A 20028-nucleotide genomic window follows, 5' to 3' on the forward strand; every position below is an offset into this window, starting at 1 on the left:
TGGCATTTCCTGCTTTTCTTATGCGGATAAATGTTGGCTTTCGTCGGTATCAACAATAAAACGAATGGCTGTTTTCGTGATGTTGTACTCATATTTCAACACCGTCAACACTTCTTGGCGTACAGCTTCAATCGGTGTATCGCGTGCAATATACAGTTGACAGCTAAAGGTCATCTCTTCGCCAACAACGGTCCACAATTGTAAATTGGCAATATCGGTGACGGCACCTAAGTTGTATAAGCGGCCTTGAATGGCTGCAAGTTGACGTTGTTCAGGTGTCCCTTCTGTCATTAAAATAAGCGAGCGCTTTAAAATGCGATAAGCTTGTGTAAACAATATGAGTGCTAACATAAATGCCAATACTTGATCGATAATGTCGATTTGCCACCGTAATAATAGCGACGATACTAATATGACGAGGAGCGCGTTTAAGCCATCTGCACGTAATAAATAGCGCATAAACGCTTTTGAACTCGACTGTTGCGACGACAACAATAAATAACAACAAAGGTTTGTCGTTAAAATAAGCAAGGCAATTTGTAAAATTGGCTCAATTGCTACGTCAACAGGCTCGATTAGACGGAGTATGCTAGCTACTAATAAAAAACAGGCCGCAAGCGAGAATACGAGCCCACAACATAAAATTAAGAAACGTTCAAGCATCCACATATGATATGTTTGACGAGGTTTTGCTTTTTTCGCGCTATAATTATGGTTTACAATATAGAAAATGAGCAGCGAGATGGTCATGAGTAAATGACTTAATGCACAAAAAAGCGCTAAACTTTTTATTTCAAGCGCGACCGCAAGCGTGCTTATATAGGTACTCACTAATAGCAAACAGGCGAGTGCTGTTTTCGTCATCTGCCATTTTGATGTGTTCGACAGCGTAGAAATGATAAAAACCCCCTAGCATTATTATAGTTATACCCGCATTGCGCTGATTTGTAACGAAAGGAGGTAGCATATGTCAACAACAGGTTTTGAATTGTATGATTTCTTCCATATTGGCTGGTTAGCGTTTGCGGCATTAACGATTTGGTTTGTCACGCGGCAATATAGCGTTGCAATGATTGAGTCGCGCAAACAAATCCGTATCGTATTTGCCTGGCTGCTCATTATTGCAGAAATCATTCGCGATAGCTATATTTATTTTTTAGAAGTTTGGTCGATTAGTAAATTGCCACTTGATTTATGCGGTATGGCACTGGTCGTCATTTTTATCTATGCGTATACGCAAAATAACACGATTGGCGAGTTATTGTATAGTATCTTTTTGCCGGGCGCGATTGCGGCGTTGTTATTTCCTAACTGGACGCATCGAGAAATGTTTAGTTTTATGAGCAATTATAGTTTTATTTATCATTTGTTAATCATTGCATTTATTAGTATGTTGATTGCGTCAAAAGAACTGCAACCACAGCCGAAAAATTTATGGAAGCCGGCATTGTTTTTAACGATTTTAACGCCGGTTATGTATATGTTTAACAAGCAATTTGACACGAATTTTTGGTTTTTAAGCGCGCCATCATCAGGGTCACCAATTGTTCTGCTAGAGCAAATATTTGGTAACCCAGGGTATATTTTTGGCCTTGTGCTCGTGTTAATTGTCGTTTGGATTGTGCTGTATACGCCCTTTATATGGCGCAAAAAAAGAGGCTCAGACTAAATGGTCAGAGCCTCTTTTTTACGTTATTAAAAAGATGCTTTGAAAATTGCTTCTGCATCTGCTGCTGTGACGGTTGCAAAGTTGCCAAAATCTCCTTGGCGCATGGCGCGGTCAACCATTAGCTCTAACGTGGAATCATCGACATTATAGGCAGCCAACTGTGTTGGAGCACCGATTGATTCCCAAAAGGCTTCCAGTTTTTCGATGCCTTTCATCGCGACTTCTAAATCGCTTAAGCCGGTCGTATCGACATGGAACACGCGCGTTGCGAGCTTACGGAAGCGCTGCACATCTTCAGTGACATAATGGCGCATCCAACGAGGAAATAAAATCGCCAAGCCGCCACCATGTGGAATATCATGGACGGCTGAGACTGCATGCTCTAAATTATGCGTTGCCCAATCGCCGCGGTAGCCCATATTTAACATGCCGTTTAACGCCATCGTACTGCCATACATGAGCGTTGCCCGTGCATCGTAATTTTCAGGGTTTTTCAATACATCCGGTGCTGCTTCGATAATAGTTAACAGTAGGCCTTCACACATACGGTCTTGGAATTCCGTATGGTCAGCTTCATGGAAATAATGTTCGAGTACATGGCTCATGCTATCGACGATGCCATAGATTGTTTGATTTTTAGGCACCGAGAATGTGTAAGCAGGATCTAAAATCGCAAATTGTGGGAATGTTTTAGACGAACCCCAACCATATTTTTCTTTTGTTTGCCAATTTGTAATGACCGAGCCCGAGTTCATTTCTGAGCCGGTTGCAGCAAGTGTTAACACGACTCCAAATGGTAATGCCTCGCGCACTTTTGTTTGGCGCGTCACGATGTCCCAAGCAGGCGCTTCTGTTTTTGCGCCAGCAGCGATTAGCTTCACGCAGTCAATAACCGAGCCACCACCAACTGCTAAAATAAAGTCGATGCCGGTATCACGGCAAATGCGAATGCCTTTTTCAGCTGTATCGACGCGTGGGTTTGGCTCAATGCCACCAAGTTCAACAATATTTGCACCAGCATTCGATAAGACGCGATAGACATCATCATAAACACCATTTTTAAAAATGCTCCCGCTGCCATACACAAGCAACACATTTTTTCCATAATGTGAAAGTTCTTGCTCTAATTTCAATACTTGCCCCTTGCCAAAGTGCAGGCGCGTTGGATTATAATATGTGAAGTTTTCCATAAAATCCCTCCCTTTTCTTTATAGTAAGAAATTGCGCGCATTTGTACAACTATTTCATGCGATTTATAATGAAAAAAGGGGGAATTGACATGATTCGACGAGCTACGTATGAAGATATCCCGGCAATTCAAAAAATTGCTGTGGAAAGTTGGCGTAAAACATATTGCGATAGTATACCACCAAAACTACAACAACAATTTTTAGCGTTTGATTATAATCATCGCCAGTTGCGTCATCGCATCGATACGACAGCATTTTTTGTTGTCGAGCACGAACGGAACGTCGTTGGTTTTGCTAATTTTTCATGTGGTGATACGAATGAGCTTGAAACGATTTATTTAAGCCCTGCTGTGTGGCGACAAGGGCTTGGGCATTTGTTAATGGAAGCGGGTGAGCGTTTGTATGCGCCGGGTACCGAGCTTTGTGTTCGCGTAGATGCGCACAATGAACGTGCCATTGCTTTTTACAAAGCACATCATTTTACATTCAAACAGCAAAGCACCGAACGCGTCGGTGCCGTTGTACTCACGACGAATACGATGCACAAAATAATGCCATAACGTGATACAATCAACAAAGAAGAAGGGACGAACAGCATGGTGAAAAAAATTGCAATTCAGCTCGTGTTTGTCATTGTACTCATCGCCTATATGATGTATCACGATTTTGCGTTATTTGCGTTGAACGGTGTTATTGTGACCGTCATCCTTGGGTTATGGGCACTGACGACCGTCATGATGGTGACATTAGAACGTGCAAAACGCGGGTAGTAAAGCATAAGAAAAACCGGAATCGCGCGGTGGCGCGGTTCCGGTTTTTTGTGGCGAACGCTAAAAAAGGAACAGGAACTGTTTTGTAAAAGCCTCTTTTTCTAGTTAAGCGTCAGCAATTAATTTATGTGGATTTAAAATATTTTTTGGATCCAATGTTTGTTTGATTGCGCGCATAACATTGAGCGCTTCGCCATGCTCGCGTGATTGATATATCATTTTCCCGATACCAACGCCATGTTCACCAGTACATGTGCCGCCGTGTTCAAGACCAAATTCGACGAGACGTGCATTGTATGCTTTTGCGCGTGCAACATCATCGGGGTTGTTTACATCTATCATAACGAGCGAATGGAAATTACCGTCACCGACATGTCCTAGTACGCCGCCAATCATACCCACTTCATCGATAAGTTGTCGCGCAAATTCGATGGCATCGGCTAGCGAACCAATTGGCACAACAACATCAGTTGTCATCATTTTTTTACCAGGATAACCATGAATGTATGCATACGCTAAATTATGGCGTGCCTCCCATAATTCGTGCCGTGCTTTATTGTCCGTTTCAAAGAAAATTTCGAGGCAGTCATTATCATTCATAATATCCGTTGTAAACTCGACGTCTTGTTTTAAGCCCGCTTCATTGCCATGAAACTCTAAAAATAGCGTTGGTTTGATTAAATAATCCGTACCGCTATAGGCATTAACTTGTTGCATCGATTGTTCATCAACTAATTCAATCCGCGCGATCGGGACACCTGCTTGTAATACCATCGTTGCCGCTTCAATTGCTTGGCGCACAGTAGGGAAGACCGCTCGTGCGGCCATTTCAAATTCCGGAATACCATATACTTTTAAAGTAAGTTCGGTAAAGCAGCCCAGCGTGCCTTCTGAACCAACAAATAGGCCATTTAAATGATAACCTGATGATGATTTTGCGGCTAGATTACCGGTGTGCATAATGCGGCCATCTGCTAGCACGACTTCTAAATCGCGCACTTGATCGCGCATAACACCGTAGCGCACAGCAGTTGTGCCGCTCGCGTTCGTTGCGGCCATACCACCGAGCGTGGCATCGGCGCCAGGGTCAACCGAGAAGAAGAGACCATGTTTTTTCAGTTCTTTATTTAATTGCGTACGCGTGACGCCCGGTTGCACGCGCACGAGTAAATCTTCGGGACGTACTTCTAAAATTTGATTCATCTGGCTAAAATCAATTGTTAACGTATGCGTCACAGGAATAATATGACCTTCTAAACTAGAGCCGACGCCAAATGGGATAACAGCAATTTCATATGTATAGGCTACGCGCATAATTTGAGCGACTTCATCCGTTGTATGCGGGAATACAACGATATCTGGCAATGCCATTTCGTGATACGATTCATCGCGTCCATGATTTTCACGTACTGTTTCATTTGTAGAAAGTTGGTCGGTTGCTAAAAAAGTATGTAGTTGTGCAATAATCGTTTCAAGTTGAGCGTGCATAATAATCACCTGTCCTTTTGAAAATTCGTTATTTTCTGATAATTATATCGTTAAATGGCAAGTTTGAACAGAAAAAAACACCGCGTTGTTAGTTTAGGCGGTGTTTCATGTGTGTATGAATCGTTACGATGCTTGAGGACTTGGATTAACGACAAAGCTATGCGTTGACTGAATCAACAATAATAATTCTTTTAAAGCTGCTTCAATATCTTCAAATGATACAGCCGCGTCAAGGAACGCGGGAATTTCAATCGTTGTATCACGTGGGTCAACAGGAATATTTTTGGGATTCATAGTCATTCCTCCTAGTGCCTTTTCTTAATTATATCTAAAAAGACAGAAAATTTCAAACAACTTATGAAAAGATTATGTAAAGTTTGCTCTTTAAAACTCAAAATACTTAATTTTCTGAAAATGATTGCTTTTTAGTAGAAAAAGTGATAAAGTAGTGTACATTTATAGCGTATAGCGCAATAGAATTTTAAGAGGTGACGCGTGTGCAACAATTGCTGGAACAATATAAACCATTTTTACGACAAGTATATGAACAATTACATGTAATCCCTGAAGTAGGGTGGCAAGAATATAAAACAACGGCGTATTTAGCGGAAATTTTGCGCGAACAACATTTTCATGTAACAACATTTGAAGGTTCAACGGGCTTGTATGTTGAAATTGGTGAAGGCGACCCAATTATCGGTTTGCGTACGGATATCGATGCGCTTTGGCAGCAAGTTGACGGTGAATTTCGCGGCAATCATTCTTGTGGTCACGATGCGCATATGACGATGGCAGTCGGTGTGTTATTGCTGCTAAAAGAGCTGCATAACCCGGCTTCCGGAAAAATTCGTGTGTTGTTTCAACCAGCGGAAGAAAAAGGCAATGGTGCGTTGTCGTTTGTCGAACGAGGCTTAGTTGATGGCATGCAATTTTTATTTGGTATGCATATTCGTCCTGTACAGGAGATGCGCGACAATAGCTATAGTCCGGCACTTTATCACGGGGCAGCACGTTTAATTGAGGGGACGATTGTTGGTCAGGAATGCCACGGTGCACGACCGCATCTTGGGAAAAATGCGATTGAAATTGGTTCTAGTCTTGTAACAGCGCTATCGCATATTCATATTGATCCGATGATTCCATCGTCGGTTAAGTTAACAAGTTTCCAAGCGGGTGATATTCAAAATGCCAACACAATCCCTGGTATTGCTCGTTTTACGGTGGATGCTCGCTCGCAAACGAATGAAGGCATGGAGCAATTAATGGCGCAACTTCAGTTGGCCATTTTAGGTGTCGAGCAGTCGCATCGCGCGAACATCAAATTTGAAACGAAGGCGACAATCGTTGCAGCTGAAGTTGATGATACAGCGAAACAGTTAATGAAGCAGGCGATTATCGATACGTGTGGACTCGATCATTTAGCACCGGATGTTGTGACACCTGGTGGCGAAGATTTTCATTATTATACGTTGAAGCGTCCGTATATTAAGGCGACGATGCTAGGTGTTGGTTGTGGTGCAACGCCAGGGCTTCATGATCCGCATATGACATACAATCGTGATCGCCTATTTACAGGTATTGAAATTATAACAAAAACAATTTTACATGCCGTAGCGTTTAGCCAACGTACGACCGCGCAGCGCGAAACGACATTATAACGAAAAAAGTAGGGGTGACGTGTACGCGTCACCCCTACTTTTTTGTTAACAACATTGTTGTTCAAAATCTTGAATTAATTGTTCAATATCATCAATGCGTGCCAAGTCATGAATCCAGTGTGAAGGGATATGATGTAGACCGTATAACATACCTGCGAGTGAACCCGTCAGCGCGCCAACCGTATCGGTATCGTTCCCTAATTCAATCGCCGTCATAATCGCTTGCTCATAGCTCGATGTTTGAGCAATGCTCCAGCAAACGGCTTCAAGCGTATCAATAACATAGCCAGAACTATTAATGGACTCTCGTGGCGCTGTTACTATCGAACCGTCCATTAGTCGTGCAAAATGAACTTGTTCACCTTGAAACGTCATAAAGTGCGGTTGTGTATAGCGCTGTGCGAGATGCATACTTTCGGTGAAATTGTAGCCGCTTTTAAGCGCGAGTACAATATGACCAAAAAAAGTGCAACTTAAAATGCTCCGAATATGCAAATGTGTGAGCGCATAGTGGCGACTCAATGAAAAAATATCGTCATGAGTCGTAGCGGCCAACATGACGGGTAAAATGCGCATAAGCGCGCCGTTGCCATTTTGTGATTCATCGCAAGGAATCGGTGCATCAAAGCCGTGTTGCAACCATTGATCAATGGCGAGCTTCGTCGTATTGCCAACGTCAAAACTTGCCTGTCCGTTGTAAGTCCAATAGCCCTCGTAGAGCCAATCACAAAATTTTTGTTTTAAATCATCAAGCGAACTCTGTTCAATTTGATGCGCCATCGTGCAAAACAGCATCGATGAATCGTCTGAAAAGCTACCAGCGGGTACATCCCATGAACCAAAACCTTCATAATCGCTTACGGTAAATGTATCGCGCGCGCGAAATTCAAATGGCACGCCCATGGCATCTGCAATCGCATGGCCAAGTATTGCTTGTCTAATCATCTAAATCCCTCCTTTCTTTAAGCATACAAAAAAGCGCTGGCAAATGCCAACGCTTTAAGAAAAACTACTTTGTTTCGACTGCTTTTACAGCTGCGTATAATAAATCAAATAATTCTTCGATACCTTCTTCTTCAATACAAGAGAAGGCAACGCGTAAATCTGTGTCGCCAAGTGCGATTGCACCAACGCCAAATTGTTCTAATGCCACTTTGCGTAGTGCGTCAGATGAAACTGTTTTTAATTTTAGGCACATGAAGTAACCTGAGTTGAATGGGTAGTAATCCCATGCATCATTATATTTACCACTATCAAGAACCGCTTTTGTTTTTAATGCGCGACCTTTCATAATGTCGAATTTTTGTTGTTTTTGTGCTTCAAATTCATCGCTTTGTAATGCTTTTAACACGAATGTTTGAGAAGGGTGTGGGCCTGAAGAAATCGTAGCGCGAATAATCCCACGTGCTTTTTCTTCTAGTGCGTGTAACACGTCTTCTGATTGTGCAGCAAATGTGATGAACCCAACGCGGAAGCCCCAAACGTATTCTTCTTTTGTTGCGCCATCGATTTTAATCGCTAGTACATTTTCGTGAATATCAGCTAATTTACCGAATAATGATTCTGTAATTGAATCTTCAAAGAATAATGAGAAGTATGCATCATCCGTTACAGCCACAACTTTTACGCCTGTTTCTGCAGCTTCTTTAATCGCTTGCACGATTGAATCACCTTCAGCAGCAGTTGGTGTGTAACCAGTTGGGTTGTTCGGGAAGTTTAATAACACGATTGCTTTACCTGTTGCATCTTTTTGTGCAATGATTGCTTCTTTTAATGCTTGTGCATTGAAAAGACCGTTATCATCATACAATGGGTATGTAACGACGTTTGCGCCGCGGCGAATGCCAAATACCATATCGTAGTTTTCCCAGTTTTTATCTGGAATAATTAGCGCATCATTCGAATCTGCAAATAAATCTGCAACGATTGATAAACCATGTGTTAACGCGTTTGTTACAACGGGTGTACCAAACGATTTACCTTCTAATGAAGGGTTTTCTTTTAACATTTTTTTACGCCATGCTTGGCGAAGCTCTGCTTTTCCTTCCGGAGGAGCATATGGATATAAATCTGTTGGCTCGTATGCAGAAAGCGTATCTTGAATGACTTTAAGGTGCATTGGTTTGCCATTTTCAAGTGCAGTACCAATTGTTGCATTGTACTTTTTCGCTGATTTTGCCTCAGCAGATTGCGATAAAATGCCTTCTGTTGGGTAGTACATTTCTTTACCAAGGTTTGAAAGCATGTTCAAAACAGTTGGTGCTTGTTGTTGTAATGTGTCGTTTAATTGAGCTGCTAATTTATGCATAAACGTCGCCTCTTTTTCATAATAGTATGCAGGTTGTGTAATGGGACGCATGAAAATAGAATTATAGAAATTATCGAATAATTTTATAAGCAGGACTATTTTCGTTTGTATTTTGCGTGAGCCTCGCCACTACTCTTCTTCATGATACGGGCTAAATGCCGCAAAATCAATGCTTTATAGCGAATATAGAAAATTTTTCTATTCCATTTAGGCATCAATTAATGATATAATTTTGAAAATTTTGAATTTGGAGATGAACGACTTGCAAGAAATTTGGATGTTTACTTTAATCGCCTTGTTTATCGTCATGGTACCGGGCGTAGATTCGCTATTAGTATTAAAAAATACGATGATTCATGGCAAGAAAGCAGGTCTCTTTACGATGATCGGCATCATTTTAGCGTTGTTCGTTTGGACGGCGTTAACGGTATTAGGCTTAGCAACGATTATTTCAAAATCGCTATTATTGTTTCAGATTATTAAATATGGCGGTGCTTTATACCTTGTCTGGCTCGGTATACAGGCATGGCGCACGAAAGCACAAAATATGGAGCTAGCACTACAACCAGCGTCAGCAACTCATAAAAATGTGGCATATAGTTGTATGACACAAGGAATAACGACGGACTTGTTAAATCCTAAAACGTTGCTTTTGTATGTGACGCTTATGCCGCAATTTATCGACCCAACAAATGCAGTCAATCAACAATTAATCGTATTAGCATTGATTTTAGTTGTGCTGTCGATTGCCTGGTTGACGATTGTCGTGCTCGTTATTCACGTTATCCGCAAATGGTTTATGAAACCGGCGATCCAAGTCCTATTTAATAAATGTACTGGCATTGCGTTGATTGCTATCGGCGTCAAAATTGCTACCGAAAAAAATATCGCTTCTTAAGCATTAGAATAGGTGCGGTTCGCTCCTTTCGATGCTTTTTTTGTTTTTTTTAACTCGACCATTAGTACAGCGTCAGCAACCTTTTTTTAACATAAATAAAATAAAAATACTTATTTAAAAGGTAAAAAAAGTAAAATAATAAAGCTGTAATACTAAAATAATGTGTTGAATATAAAACCATCTTTGAATCGATAATGAGATTTTGTTATAATGAACCGTGATATACAGAAGGTGGGAATACATTTTAACATGAAGAATATAGACAACATCACGATGTTAAAGCATTATGCCGCCTTATTAAAGGAAGAGAAAAATGCTTTACTGCAGCAAGAATATGAATTGAATTGTACGGAATCGTTTCGGGAGAAAAGTAAAATCGTCCAGCAATCGTTGCGAGGAAAACGTTTGAATGAACGATTAAATCATATAGCAAAGCTTTTAAAACATCGCCGTCAGTCGCCTTATTTACATTATTTTCGTGAAAAATCCAAAGCGGTAGATTCAAAAAAAACTGTGCAACAATTAACGAAACTTAGCGAACAACAACAATTTATGGACGTGCCTTATGCGCGCCAAATGGCAAAAAAAGCGGCGCGTTTTGGGTTGTTTGAGCAAGCGAGTGTTTATTTAGAGCAGGTGGTGAAGCGTGTGGAAGTTACTTTTGAAGATGCCTTTAATTTAAATGTCTACTATTTATTGCAAGGGAATCATGAGCAAGCGAGAAACTGGGAACAACACGCACAAGCACTTTACGATGAGCAACAGCATGCGCACTTTTTTTCAGCAGATGGCTATAAAAAGTATGTGATTCAAAAAACAGCCGATTATACGCTCGAGTTTTATAAATGGAAAGGTGTTGCACGCGGAGCTGTCGCGGCTTTTGATACCGTAGAATTGACGCGTAAGCAAGCGCTGTTCTCGAAATATTACGTGAACAATCAACAGCTTGATATCGTAGCGCTACGTCGTAATCGCATGAATTATTTTTATGAAAATTTAACGCAAGCACACTATAAAACGATGACACAAGCAATTTTTAGTAATTACGCTAACACGTATGCATACGGGACGAGTTTGGCTGGATACGGCGCGGTTTATTACGGAGCTGTTATTCCGAATGTGCGTATTTTGGCATTTGCACCGCGTAACTCAGGGCATCCGCAATACGGCATTAAACGAAAAATTACGTTTGAACATGAATTGCAGCTTCCAACGGTAACGGCGCCTGTGACGTTATTGCTCGATTTAAAAAATGATACGGATCGCGTTTATTATTATGAACAGTTAAAGCCAGCGTTAGTTAATTGTACGTTTCTGCCAATCTATTATGCGGGGCATCGCGTACCACGCTATTTAAAAGAAACAGGTTGCTTGCGTACGACGTTTGAACAATTTTTTGCTGATGAACCGATTGCGTTGACATCTATACGTGAACAGCGCCGTGAATCACCAGAATATTTTACAATTTTAGCTGAAGAATTGCGCAAGCATCATCATTATAGGTGGGCCATTCAAGCGAGTGAGCAAGCATTGCGGTTGTCGCAAGGTTTTGATCGACCGCTTTACCAACAAGCATTAGCGTGGCAAGCACTCGGTCGTCTTGATGAAGCGGTGCGTTGTTTAGAAGAAGCACTTGCGAACAACACGATGTTAATTAAAGTCACGTATTTATTGTCGGACTTGTATAATGAGCTTCAGCAGCCAGAAAAGGCACTTGATGTGTTATCGATTTTAGCGGAGCACCATCAATCAAAATCGTTAACAAATCGCTTGCACAAAGCTGAGCAATTACGTATACAATTACAATAAGCTTTAGAAAGAGAGGCTGCCGCGATGCAGGCTCTTTTTTTTTAGCGGAAACACGCGTGAAATACGTTGACACGTACATAACGCCGTCATATACTATATATGAACATATAATCATATATGCATAAGGGGTGACGGAATGGATTCACAACCAACGATTGATTTTACACAGCAATTAGATGAAGAAACACTGTTTATTGTGTCACAAACGTTTAAAGCGATTAGTGACCCAACGCGTATTCGCATTTTATATTTATTATTTGAACGTGAATACGCAGTCAATGAAATTAGTGATGAATTAAGCTTAAAGCAGTCAACGGTGTCGCATCAGTTACGCTTTTTAAAAAATATGCGCCTCGTCAAATCACGCCGTGACGGTACGAGCATTTATTATTCACAAGCGGATAAGCATGTGATGCAAATATTAAAACAAATGATTGAGCACGCTGCTCATTGCTAGGGAGGGATTATTATGGCACATTCACATGATCACGATCACGGGGGCCATGGCCATGATCATACGCATGGCGCGAACAAAAAAACGTTATTAATCGCATTTATTATTATTACAGCCTATATGATTGTGGAAGTAATCGGGGGGTTTATGACTAATAGTTTAGCGCTATTGTCTGATGCGGGACATATGCTGAGTGACTCGATTGCACTTGGCGTTGGTGTTGTCGCGTTTACGATGGCTGAAAAAGTCGCCAATACGAATAAAACATTTGGGTATAAACGCTTTGAAATTTTAGCGGCAGTATTTAATGGTGTCACGCTTATTGCGATTGCGCTATTTATTTTTTATGAAGCGATTCAGCGCTTTAGAGAGCCGGCGGAAATTGCGACAACCGGCATGATGATTGTCGCGATTATTGGCTTACTCGTTAATATTTTAGTCGCATTTATTTTATTGCGTGGTGGCGATACGCACGATAATTTAAATATGCGTGCAGCATTAGCACACGTTATAAGTGATATGCTTGGCTCATTTGGGGCGATTATTGCCGCGCTATTAATTATGTTTTTCGGCTGGGGCTGGGCCGATCCATTAGCGAGTATTGTCGTGGCAGTTCTTGTATTGCGTAGCGGTCTTGCGGTCACGAAAGATTCTGTACACGTTTTAATGGAAGGAACACCGACAAATGTCGCGTTTGATGACATTGTAAAAACGATTGAAGACACACCGGCAGTAAAGCATTTACATGACTTGCATATTTGGACGATTACGAGTGGTACAAATGCATTGAGCTGCCATATCGTTGTAGATGATAATTTAACGATTCGCGAAACGCAAAAAGTGTTAGATGATTTAGAACATAAACTACAACATCAAAATATTACGCATATTACCGTGCAGTTTGAATCAAGTGAAACACCGCACCATGCAGATTTAATTTGTAATTTAAATGAAGAGCATCATCATGACCATGCGCACGAATAACGGACTACAAGCAGCAATCGCGATTGTTGCTTTTTTCTAACCGCTGAAATTGTCAACAGTTGTTCATATACAATACACATTTGTTCGGTATACTAAAAATGATGAAAGGGTGGGGGATTATGAAAAAAACAGTTGTCGCAACATTACTTATTGGAACCGCATTATTAGCAGCATGTAGTAGCGACGATGCACAAAAAGAGCAACAAACGGATTCAGCGGCGCAGCATGAACATTCGATGGCCAATACGCAACAAAATGGCCCGATGGATCATGAGCAGTTAGTGTTAAAAGACAATACAGGTACGGCGACATTAACATTTCCAGAAATCTTAGAGCCAGATAGCAAAAAAGGCAACAACGTCGAATATTCATTAGCGGCGCAATCGGGTACAACCGAATTATTTAAAGGGTATGAAACGACAACCTATGGCTATAATGGCAGTTTACTTGGTCCGACACTGCGGTTAAAAGAAGGGCAACATGTGACCATTCATTTGAAAAATGAATTACCGGAAGCAACGACATTTCACTGGCATGGTTTAGAAGTATCGGGAAAAGCAGATGGCGGACCACATGCTTTAATTGAGCCCGGTGAAGAAAAAACGATTCAATTTACCGTTACACAACAAGCAGCAACATTATGGTATCACCCACATCCAATGGGCAATACAGCGCAGCAAGTGTATAAAGGCTTAGCGGGGTTATTGTATATTGATGATGCCAAAACAACGACATTGGATTTACCACGCGATTACGGAGAAAATGATTTCCCAATTGTGCTACAAGACCGCGCATTTGCTGATGGGAAACAATTAGATTACAGTGCCGTAGCGAATATTGATGGTACGTATGGCGATACGATGATGATTAATGGCGTTATTAACCCTGCGCTAAAAACCGATAAACAACTCGTACGCCTGCGTATTTTAAACGGCTCGAACGCACGAAATTATTTATTCCATTTTGATAATGATATGAGTTTTACGCAAATTGCGACCGATGGCGGGTTGTTAAATAAGCCCGTGAAAACAAAAGAGCTGTTGTTAGGAGCCGGCGAGCGCGCTGAAATCTTAGTTGATTTATCGCAAGTAAAAGGCGACCGCGTATCACTTGTCGACGATAAAGATGTCGTGTTATTGCCAATTGAGTTGAGCAAAAAGACCGCAACAGCTTCCACATCAACGAATTTAAATGAAATTCGTGTTGATAAGAGCCTTGAGAAACAAGAGCCAACAAAAGTCGTGAAAATGGAAGGTATGCGCGAAAATGTGACGATTAACGGTAAAAAGTTTGATGAAAACCGCGTTGACTTCACGCAGAAAAAAGGCGTCACAGAAGTTTGGGAAATTGAAAATGCGATTACCGATGAAGGTGGCATGATTCACCCATTCCATATCCACGGGACGCAATTCCTTGTGTTAAGTGTCAACGGTGAAAAACCAGAGCCTAGCTTACAAGGTTATAAAGATACGATTACACTGCAACCTGGACAGAAGGCACGTATTGCGGTGAAGTTCCCGTATGCAGGCATGTATATGTTCCACTGTCATATTTTAGAACATGAAGATAATGGCATGATGGGGCAAATTGAAGTAAAATAACGTCAAGAGGTTAGCGTCCATGCTAACCTCTTTTGCGCTTCATAACGAAAAATTGTGAAAAAACAAAAAATTTACACTGTTCTTTAATTGACGTATGATATAGGTTGTCTTATTTAAAATTACTGGAGGAATGACATGCAGCGAGCAAATAAATGGGCGTTATTGCCCTTCGTTGCGTTTATCGTGTTATTTATTGGCACAGGAATCATCAGTGGAGATTTTACGGCAATGCCGCTAAATGTCGCTGTTTTGATTGCTTGTATGATTGCCTTTTTGATGAATCGACAAGAGAAACTAGCAACGAAAATAGAAATTTTCACGAAAGGTGCCGGCAATTCAAATGTCATGCTAATGGTGTTGATTTTTATTTTAGCAGGCGCATTTTCAAGTGTTGCGAAGGGAATGGGTGCCGTTGATTCGACGGTTAACTTAGGCTTAGATTTCATACCACCAAGTTTATTGCTTGTTGGACTCTTTATTATCGGCTGCTTTATTTCATTGTCGATGGGGACATCGATGGGGACAGTTGTGGCACTTGCGCCAATTGGTGTAGGAATCGCAGAAAGTACCGATATTTCGATGGCACTTTCGATGGCAACGGTTGTTGGTGGTGCGATGTTCGGCGATAACTTATCGATTATTTCAGATACGACGATTGCAGCCGTACGCACGCAAGGCACGAATATGCGCGATAAATTTAAAGTGAACTTTTTTATCGTGTTACCAGCGGCGATTTTGACGGCTATTATTTTATATGTATTAACGGCAAATAGTAGCGCCGATGCTGTAGAAGTTGCAGCGTATTCATTTGTTGAAGTGTTGCCGTATTTAATCGTCTTAATTATGGCATTAGCTGGACTAAATGTGATGCTCGTATTAGTAATGGGTATTTTGTTATCCGGCGTGATTGGATTTGTTAACGGTTCGTATACGTTCATCACGTTTATTAAAGCGGTTAGTGAAGGTATGCTTGGCATGGAAGATATTGCGATTATTGCGATTTTGATTAGTGGCCTTGTAGCGCTAATTGAACATAATGGTGGTCTCGCTTATTTACTATCGGTCATTACGAAGCGCGTAAAAACAAAAAAAGGGGCCGAACTAGGTATTGCCTCGCTCGTGTCAGTCGTTGACATTGCAACGGTTAACAATACGATTGCGATTTTAATGTCGGGTCCGTTAGCGAAAAAAATTGCCGATAAATACGATGTAGATCCGCGGAAATCAGCGAGTTTGCTCGATATTTTTGCGAGTTTTTGGCAAGGGATGTTACCGTATTCACCCCAATTATTAGCAGCAGCCGGCATTTCAGGTATTTCAACGGTTGGTATGTGGCAAGTGTATTCTATTTATCCATTGTTGATGGGTGCGATGACGATTATGGCGATTTTAATTGGTTATCCAACATTGAAACGAAAAAAATAAGTGAGCAGGAGTTGTGCTACGGCATAACTCCTGTTTTCATTTCTATTAAAAAGCGGGTATAGAGCACAATAAAGGGGTGATAGTGATGATAGAACTGTATGATTATATGACAGCACATTTAGCAGACATTCAGCGAGATATTGTAACGCTCGTTGCAGCGGAATCCCCGTCAATGGACCGCGATGCCGCAAATCAATGTAAAGAAGCCATTCAACAATTGCTTGTACGTGAATTTCAAAAACGAGCGCAAGAATTTCCACAAGACCATCATGGCAGCCATTTACGCTTTGAATACGGGGAAGGGACAGAACAATTATTGTTAGTTGGCCACTATGATACCGTCTGGGAAAAAGGGGCCATACCGTTGAAACAAGTTGGCGATAAAATGTATGGCCCGGGAATTTTAGATATGAAATCAAGTATTGTCATGGCGATTTGGGCGCTCAAAGCATGCCGCGCATTAGCAATTGATATTCCGTACAAAATCGTTTGTATTTTTAATAGCGATGAAGAAGTTGGTAGTAAAACATCGCGCGAATTAATCAAAGCAGAGGCGAAAAAAAGCAAAGTAGTGCTCGTGTTAGAACCGCCAGAAATGAGTGGGGCGTTAAAGACGAGTCGCAAAGGGGTCTTATCGTATGATATTGAAATTATTGGCAAGGCAGCACATGCTGGCAACAATTTTACCGCAGGCGTTAGTGCCATTTTCGAAGCGGCAAAGCAAATTGAACATTTGAGTCATTTAACGGATTTAGAGTTAGGTACAACTGTAAATGTTGGGACAATTCATGGTGGAAGTGCCAAAAATGTTGTGCCAGAGCGCGTACAATTAGGCGTTGATGTGCGCGTGTTAACGAAACATGAAGAAGGGCATATGGTACACGTAATTGAGCATTTAAAGCCAACGCGTAGTGATATTACGCTAACAGTAACAGGTGGCGTAGATCGACCACCAATGCCGCGCCTTGATAGCACTGAGCATATTTTTGACGAAACGTATGCGATTGCTGGTGAACTGAATTATATTGTGACACAAATTGCGGCTGGTGGTGGCAGCGATGCAAATTTTACGAGTGATATTGCGCCAACACTAGATGGTTTAGGCGTTATTGGCGAAGGGATGCATGCGCGCGAAGAGCATATCCTCCTTTCAGAACTTCCTAAACGCTTTGCGCTGCTTGCCAAATTGTTGAGTGAACTGACCTAATGCACGAACTTTTTTTGTAGAAATTGTGTGGAATGTCGCACAATTGGTAAAACGTGTGATTTTCCGTTGCGAAGTGACTGTTAGAGTTGAAATAGAAAAGTTATAATAGATAGGAAGTGAACGATAAGGAGAGATTTATATAATGAAAGGTTTAAAATGGAGTTTAGCTACTTTTGCCACAACGGCGTTACTACTTGCAGGTTGTAGTGAAGATGCAACACAGCCACCAAAGGGTGAGTTGTTGACAACGAACAATAAAGATAAAGGTGTATTAGGCGATTATTGTTGGGAAGTTGAAGGCAAGGAAAATTGCGAAAAAGGTGACGATATCGTGGAGTCATTAGAAAAAGCAGAAGCGATTCCAGCAACGATGGGCACAGCACTTACGCTATCGATTAATAGCGACGACCGGCCAACATCAGGCGAATTAGAATGGATTTCTGAAGAAGGAACAAAAGGGAAAGAAAAACTAAAAGGTTCGCTATTATTTGCACCACAGGAAAAAGGCGTTTACTACTACACGTACACAGCGAAGTGGGACGGTTCTGGTAAAAATGGTTATAAAGGCGAAGCGGAATACTATTACAAATTACGCGTGCAATAAACAGCGCAATGACAGCTCAGCAACCGTCTAGTCAAACGATTGCTGAGTTTTTTAGCGCTAGTTAACTAGCAGCGCGTTTACAACGATGCCTAATCTATGGCATCATAAAACAGATGAATGATGTAAAGGAAGCGATAGAATGACAAATAAATTTACCGTAAACAATATGCTGACAGAACGCGAAACAGGGCGCGTTACAAAAATCTATGCGATGACGCCGGACCGCCAACCGTTTGATTTACTTGATGTTAGTATTTTAAAACATTATGGCGTCGTGACAATCGACGGTTTAAAAGAAAAATTAACGTTGCATGATATTGCTGGCGATTTACAACAGCAGGGCCATAGCATGACACTGACACTAGCAACGCGCGATGATGCCACTAAATTTATTGAACATATTGCACCGTTGTACAACGATGTATTGCCATAATTAATAGCAGAAACAAAGAGGCTGGGACATACGTGTAAAAACACCTTCTCAGATGAGCATAAGAAAAACCGGAATCGCGCTGTGGCGCGGTTCCGGTTTTTTGTTGCGAACGCTAAAAAGGAACATGAACTGTTTTGTCCCAGCCTCTACTGTACGACAACTTCTAAAAAGGTTAAGTCAATGCAGTCTTCAGGCGCTAGTAGTATGTCATCTAATTCGCCATACGTTACTGACATATATTGAACTGAAGCGTCATGCTCACGTGCTAATTGTGCAGCCGCTTCTTCATTAGTGAAGGCATAGGCAGCTTCTTCGTCCGATAGGAACGTACTGCCGTGTGAATAAAAAAGGCCGTCTTTTTCGACGACATAATAATGAATACAATCGCTCGCTTTCATACGCTTAAGTCCTTTCCGTTCTAATTTAAGACACAAAGAGTAATTTAACATAGTTTATTCGAAAAAGAAAGAGACATTTCTGCTGAAAAGGCTAAATGCGTGGGTATTTATCACGATAAAAATAGAAACAGCATGCGGGGTGACAGCAATGGAATTTTTTAAAAAGCGCCGAGAACAGCACAGTATTCAGCGTACATATGATAAGCGTGGTTTTGATAAGGAAGGTCTGCATTTAAATGGCACACGTTATGATTACGAGGGTTATGATTGTGCATATTATAATGCGCAAGGCTTTAAGCGTGATGGTTACAATGATGCGGGCTTTGATAAAGAGGGCTTTCAGCGTAGTGGGTATGATCGCACAGGCTATAACCGGGCGGGACAAAATCGCCACGGCTACAATCGTCAAGGGTTTAATGCACGTGGTTTTACAAAGGAAGGAAAACGTTATAATTTACGTGGTTTTGATGCACAAGGCTATAACGTACGTGGCTTCAATCAAAAAGGGCGCCACCGAAACGGCACGATGTTTAATGATGCGGGCTATAACGCGGTCGGTTATGACGCGCACGGTTATAACGCGCAAGGCTATAATGCCTCGGGTTATAATGCGTTGGGTTATGACAAGCAAGGACTTAATAAATACGGAGAAAAGCGCTTTGAACAGCAAGTAGCTGCATTGAACCAACAACAGCAACCACTAACAAAATTAGAGCGGCAATTGATTCAATTTGCGACGCAGCAACAAGCGCCAAAGCCAGTTGTAAAAGCGCAACGTGATTATACGACGCAAAAAGCGTATCATCCAAAAGGCAAGGCTGCTGGTCCATTTGATGCGCGCGGCTTTAATGAGTACGGTATGCATCAAAATGGGACTCCACTTGATGCAGATGGTTATTCAAAAGAAGGTTTTGATAAATATGGTTTTGACCGCGACGGATTTAATAAAGCTGGTGTGAATGCACAAGGGCAGTCGCGCAAAAAAATGGATAGGTCCTAATAGATGAGGGTGACAGTTGAGCATAGCTGTCGCCTTTTCCTCTATGCAATTATATAACAAAGTCAGAAAATTTAGATTTTAAAAAAACCGTTGACACCTTTTCATGACCGTGATAACATTTCAATACATTAG

At 41.3% G+C, this 20028-nt stretch carries 21 protein-coding genes; 14 read left to right on the top strand and 7 right to left on the bottom strand.

Annotation, left to right across the window (positions count from 1 at the left end):
• Nucleotides 1-18 precede the first annotated feature (18 nt).
• On the bottom strand, nt 19-864 hold the full coding sequence (locus V514_RS0104755) for a cation transporter (protein WP_029498635.1): 846 nt from the start codon (nt 862-864) through the stop codon (nt 19-21).
• Between the two features lie 103 nt (nt 865-967).
• Here V514_RS0104755 and V514_RS0104760 point away from each other — a divergent pair, with 103 nt between their 5' ends.
• Nucleotides 968-1669, top strand: coding sequence for a YwaF family protein (locus tag V514_RS0104760; RefSeq protein ID WP_029498636.1), 702 nt, complete (start codon nt 968-970; stop codon nt 1667-1669).
• Nucleotides 1670-1695: 26 nt separating this feature from the next.
• Here the strand turns inward: V514_RS0104760 and V514_RS0104765 are convergent, their stop codons facing one another.
• A complete protein-coding gene (locus tag V514_RS0104765) occupies nt 1696-2859 on the bottom strand; it encodes an iron-containing alcohol dehydrogenase (RefSeq protein WP_029498637.1) in 1164 nt (387 codons plus the stop codon).
• Between the two features lie 89 nt (nt 2860-2948).
• Between V514_RS0104765 and V514_RS19620 the strand changes: the two genes are divergently transcribed.
• Both V514_RS19620 and V514_RS20315 read left to right on the top strand, forming a co-directional pair.
• Nucleotides 2949-3419, top strand: a complete 471-nt coding sequence (locus V514_RS19620) for a GNAT family N-acetyltransferase (RefSeq protein WP_029498638.1) — start codon at nt 2949-2951, stop codon at nt 3417-3419.
• Between the two features lie 36 nt (nt 3420-3455).
• The gene (locus tag V514_RS20315) at nt 3456-3629 is read left to right on the top strand and encodes a hypothetical protein (RefSeq protein WP_161630166.1); all 174 of its coding nucleotides are present in this window, start codon (nt 3456-3458) and stop codon (nt 3627-3629) included.
• Between the two features lie 105 nt (nt 3630-3734).
• Here the strand turns inward: V514_RS20315 and V514_RS0104780 are convergent, their stop codons facing one another.
• Both V514_RS0104780 and V514_RS20320 read right to left on the bottom strand, forming a co-directional pair.
• Nucleotides 3735-5117 carry an FAD-binding oxidoreductase gene (locus V514_RS0104780; protein WP_029498639.1) on the bottom strand — a complete coding sequence of 461 codons (1383 nt, stop codon included), beginning with the start codon at nt 5115-5117 and terminating at the stop codon, nt 3735-3737.
• Nucleotides 5118-5240: 123 nt separating this feature from the next.
• The gene (locus tag V514_RS20320) at nt 5241-5411 is read right to left on the bottom strand and encodes a hypothetical protein (RefSeq protein WP_161630167.1); all 171 of its coding nucleotides are present in this window, start codon (nt 5409-5411) and stop codon (nt 5241-5243) included.
• Between the two features lie 203 nt (nt 5412-5614).
• On the opposite strand from V514_RS20320, the gene V514_RS0104790 reads away from it, so the two are divergent.
• Entirely contained in the window at nt 5615-6775 is a 1161-nt protein-coding gene (locus V514_RS0104790) for a M20 peptidase aminoacylase family protein (RefSeq protein WP_029498640.1), read from the top strand.
• A gap of 45 nt (nt 6776-6820) precedes the next feature.
• Here V514_RS0104790 and V514_RS0104795 read toward each other — a convergent pair whose 3' ends face one another.
• Nucleotides 6821-7720 (bottom strand): ADP-ribosylglycohydrolase family protein, encoded by a 900-nt coding sequence (locus V514_RS0104795; protein WP_029498641.1) that lies wholly within the window; start codon nt 7718-7720, stop codon nt 6821-6823.
• A gap of 64 nt (nt 7721-7784) precedes the next feature.
• Nucleotides 7785-9083, bottom strand: coding sequence for an aminotransferase class I/II-fold pyridoxal phosphate-dependent enzyme (locus V514_RS0104800; RefSeq protein ID WP_029498642.1), 1299 nt, complete (start codon nt 9081-9083; stop codon nt 7785-7787).
• 262 nt (nt 9084-9345) lie between these two features.
• Between V514_RS0104800 and V514_RS0104805 the strand changes: the two genes are divergently transcribed.
• The 9 genes from V514_RS0104805 to V514_RS0104845 all read left to right on the top strand — a co-directional run bounded on the left by V514_RS0104805 (nt 9346) and on the right by V514_RS0104845 (nt 18498).
• The gene (locus V514_RS0104805) at nt 9346-9981 is read left to right on the top strand and encodes a LysE family translocator (protein ID WP_029498643.1); all 636 of its coding nucleotides are present in this window, start codon (nt 9346-9348) and stop codon (nt 9979-9981) included.
• Nucleotides 9982-10230: 249 nt separating this feature from the next.
• A complete protein-coding gene (locus V514_RS0104810) occupies nt 10231-11790 on the top strand; it encodes a tetratricopeptide repeat protein (protein ID WP_029498644.1) in 1560 nt (519 codons plus the stop codon).
• 136 nt (nt 11791-11926) lie between these two features.
• Nucleotides 11927-12247, top strand: a complete 321-nt coding sequence (locus V514_RS0104815; protein WP_029498645.1) for an ArsR/SmtB family transcription factor — start codon at nt 11927-11929, stop codon at nt 12245-12247.
• Nucleotides 12248-12259: 12 nt separating this feature from the next.
• Nucleotides 12260-13228 carry a cation diffusion facilitator family transporter gene (locus V514_RS0104820; protein WP_029498646.1) on the top strand — a complete coding sequence of 323 codons (969 nt, stop codon included), beginning with the start codon at nt 12260-12262 and terminating at the stop codon, nt 13226-13228.
• Nucleotides 13229-13347: 119 nt separating this feature from the next.
• On the top strand, nt 13348-14829 hold the full coding sequence (locus V514_RS0104825) for a multicopper oxidase family protein (protein WP_029498647.1): 1482 nt from the start codon (nt 13348-13350) through the stop codon (nt 14827-14829).
• A 135-nt stretch (nt 14830-14964) separates the two neighbouring features.
• Complete coding sequence (locus tag V514_RS0104830; protein ID WP_029498649.1) at nt 14965-16254, top strand: Na+/H+ antiporter NhaC family protein; 1290 nt, start codon at nt 14965-14967, stop codon at nt 16252-16254.
• 85 nt (nt 16255-16339) lie between these two features.
• Nucleotides 16340-17461, top strand: a complete 1122-nt coding sequence (locus V514_RS0104835; protein WP_029498650.1) for a M20 family metallopeptidase — start codon at nt 16340-16342, stop codon at nt 17459-17461.
• A gap of 142 nt (nt 17462-17603) precedes the next feature.
• On the top strand, nt 17604-18065 hold the full coding sequence (locus tag V514_RS0104840) for a hypothetical protein (protein ID WP_029498651.1): 462 nt from the start codon (nt 17604-17606) through the stop codon (nt 18063-18065).
• A gap of 139 nt (nt 18066-18204) precedes the next feature.
• Nucleotides 18205-18498 carry a hypothetical protein gene (locus V514_RS0104845; protein WP_029498652.1) on the top strand — a complete coding sequence of 98 codons (294 nt, stop codon included), beginning with the start codon at nt 18205-18207 and terminating at the stop codon, nt 18496-18498.
• Nucleotides 18499-18644: 146 nt separating this feature from the next.
• On the opposite strand, the gene V514_RS0104850 is transcribed toward V514_RS0104845, so the two are convergent.
• Complete coding sequence (locus V514_RS0104850; RefSeq protein ID WP_029498653.1) at nt 18645-18896, bottom strand: hypothetical protein; 252 nt, start codon at nt 18894-18896, stop codon at nt 18645-18647.
• A 148-nt stretch (nt 18897-19044) separates the two neighbouring features.
• On the opposite strand from V514_RS0104850, the gene V514_RS20195 reads away from it, so the two are divergent.
• Entirely contained in the window at nt 19045-19896 is an 852-nt protein-coding gene (locus V514_RS20195) for a hypothetical protein (RefSeq protein WP_029498654.1), read from the top strand.
• Nucleotides 19897-20028: the final 132 nt, after the last annotated feature.

The sequence above is a fragment of the Kurthia huakuii LAM0618 genome, from assembly GCF_000505545.1.
Classification (GTDB): Bacteria; Bacillota; Bacilli; order Bacillales_A; family Planococcaceae; genus Kurthia; species Kurthia huakuii.

Coding starts and splice junctions, on each gene's coding strand:
- V514_RS0104830 (WP_029498649.1), top strand. CDS start 14,965: ATGCAGCGAGCAAATAAATGGGCGTTATTGCCCTTCGTTGCGTTTATC.
- V514_RS20195 (WP_029498654.1), top strand. CDS start 19,045: ATGGAATTTTTTAAAAAGCGCCGAGAACAGCACAGTATTCAGCGTACA.
- V514_RS0104820 (WP_029498646.1), top strand. CDS start 12,260: ATGGCACATTCACATGATCACGATCACGGGGGCCATGGCCATGATCAT.
- V514_RS0104835 (WP_029498650.1), top strand. CDS start 16,340: ATGATAGAACTGTATGATTATATGACAGCACATTTAGCAGACATTCAG.
- V514_RS0104815 (WP_029498645.1), top strand. CDS start 11,927: ATGGATTCACAACCAACGATTGATTTTACACAGCAATTAGATGAAGAA.
- V514_RS19620 (WP_029498638.1), top strand. CDS start 2,949: ATGATTCGACGAGCTACGTATGAAGATATCCCGGCAATTCAAAAAATT.
- V514_RS0104795 (WP_029498641.1), bottom strand. CDS start 7,720: ATGATTAGACAAGCAATACTTGGCCATGCGATTGCAGATGCCATGGGC.
- V514_RS0104800 (WP_029498642.1), bottom strand. CDS start 9,083: ATGCATAAATTAGCAGCTCAATTAAACGACACATTACAACAACAAGCA.
- V514_RS20320 (WP_161630167.1), bottom strand. CDS start 5,411: ATGAATCCCAAAAATATTCCTGTTGACCCACGTGATACAACGATTGAA.
- V514_RS0104850 (WP_029498653.1), bottom strand. CDS start 18,896: ATGAAAGCGAGCGATTGTATTCATTATTATGTCGTCGAAAAAGACGGC.
- V514_RS0104845 (WP_029498652.1), top strand. CDS start 18,205: ATGACAAATAAATTTACCGTAAACAATATGCTGACAGAACGCGAAACA.
- V514_RS0104780 (WP_029498639.1), bottom strand. CDS start 5,117: ATGCACGCTCAACTTGAAACGATTATTGCACAACTACATACTTTTTTA.
- V514_RS0104755 (WP_029498635.1), bottom strand. CDS start 864: ATGACGAAAACAGCACTCGCCTGTTTGCTATTAGTGAGTACCTATATA.
- V514_RS0104840 (WP_029498651.1), top strand. CDS start 17,604: ATGAAAGGTTTAAAATGGAGTTTAGCTACTTTTGCCACAACGGCGTTA.
- V514_RS0104810 (WP_029498644.1), top strand. CDS start 10,231: ATGAAGAATATAGACAACATCACGATGTTAAAGCATTATGCCGCCTTA.
- V514_RS0104765 (WP_029498637.1), bottom strand. CDS start 2,859: ATGGAAAACTTCACATATTATAATCCAACGCGCCTGCACTTTGGCAAG.
- V514_RS0104760 (WP_029498636.1), top strand. CDS start 968: ATGTCAACAACAGGTTTTGAATTGTATGATTTCTTCCATATTGGCTGG.
- V514_RS0104825 (WP_029498647.1), top strand. CDS start 13,348: ATGAAAAAAACAGTTGTCGCAACATTACTTATTGGAACCGCATTATTA.
- V514_RS20315 (WP_161630166.1), top strand. CDS start 3,456: ATGGTGAAAAAAATTGCAATTCAGCTCGTGTTTGTCATTGTACTCATC.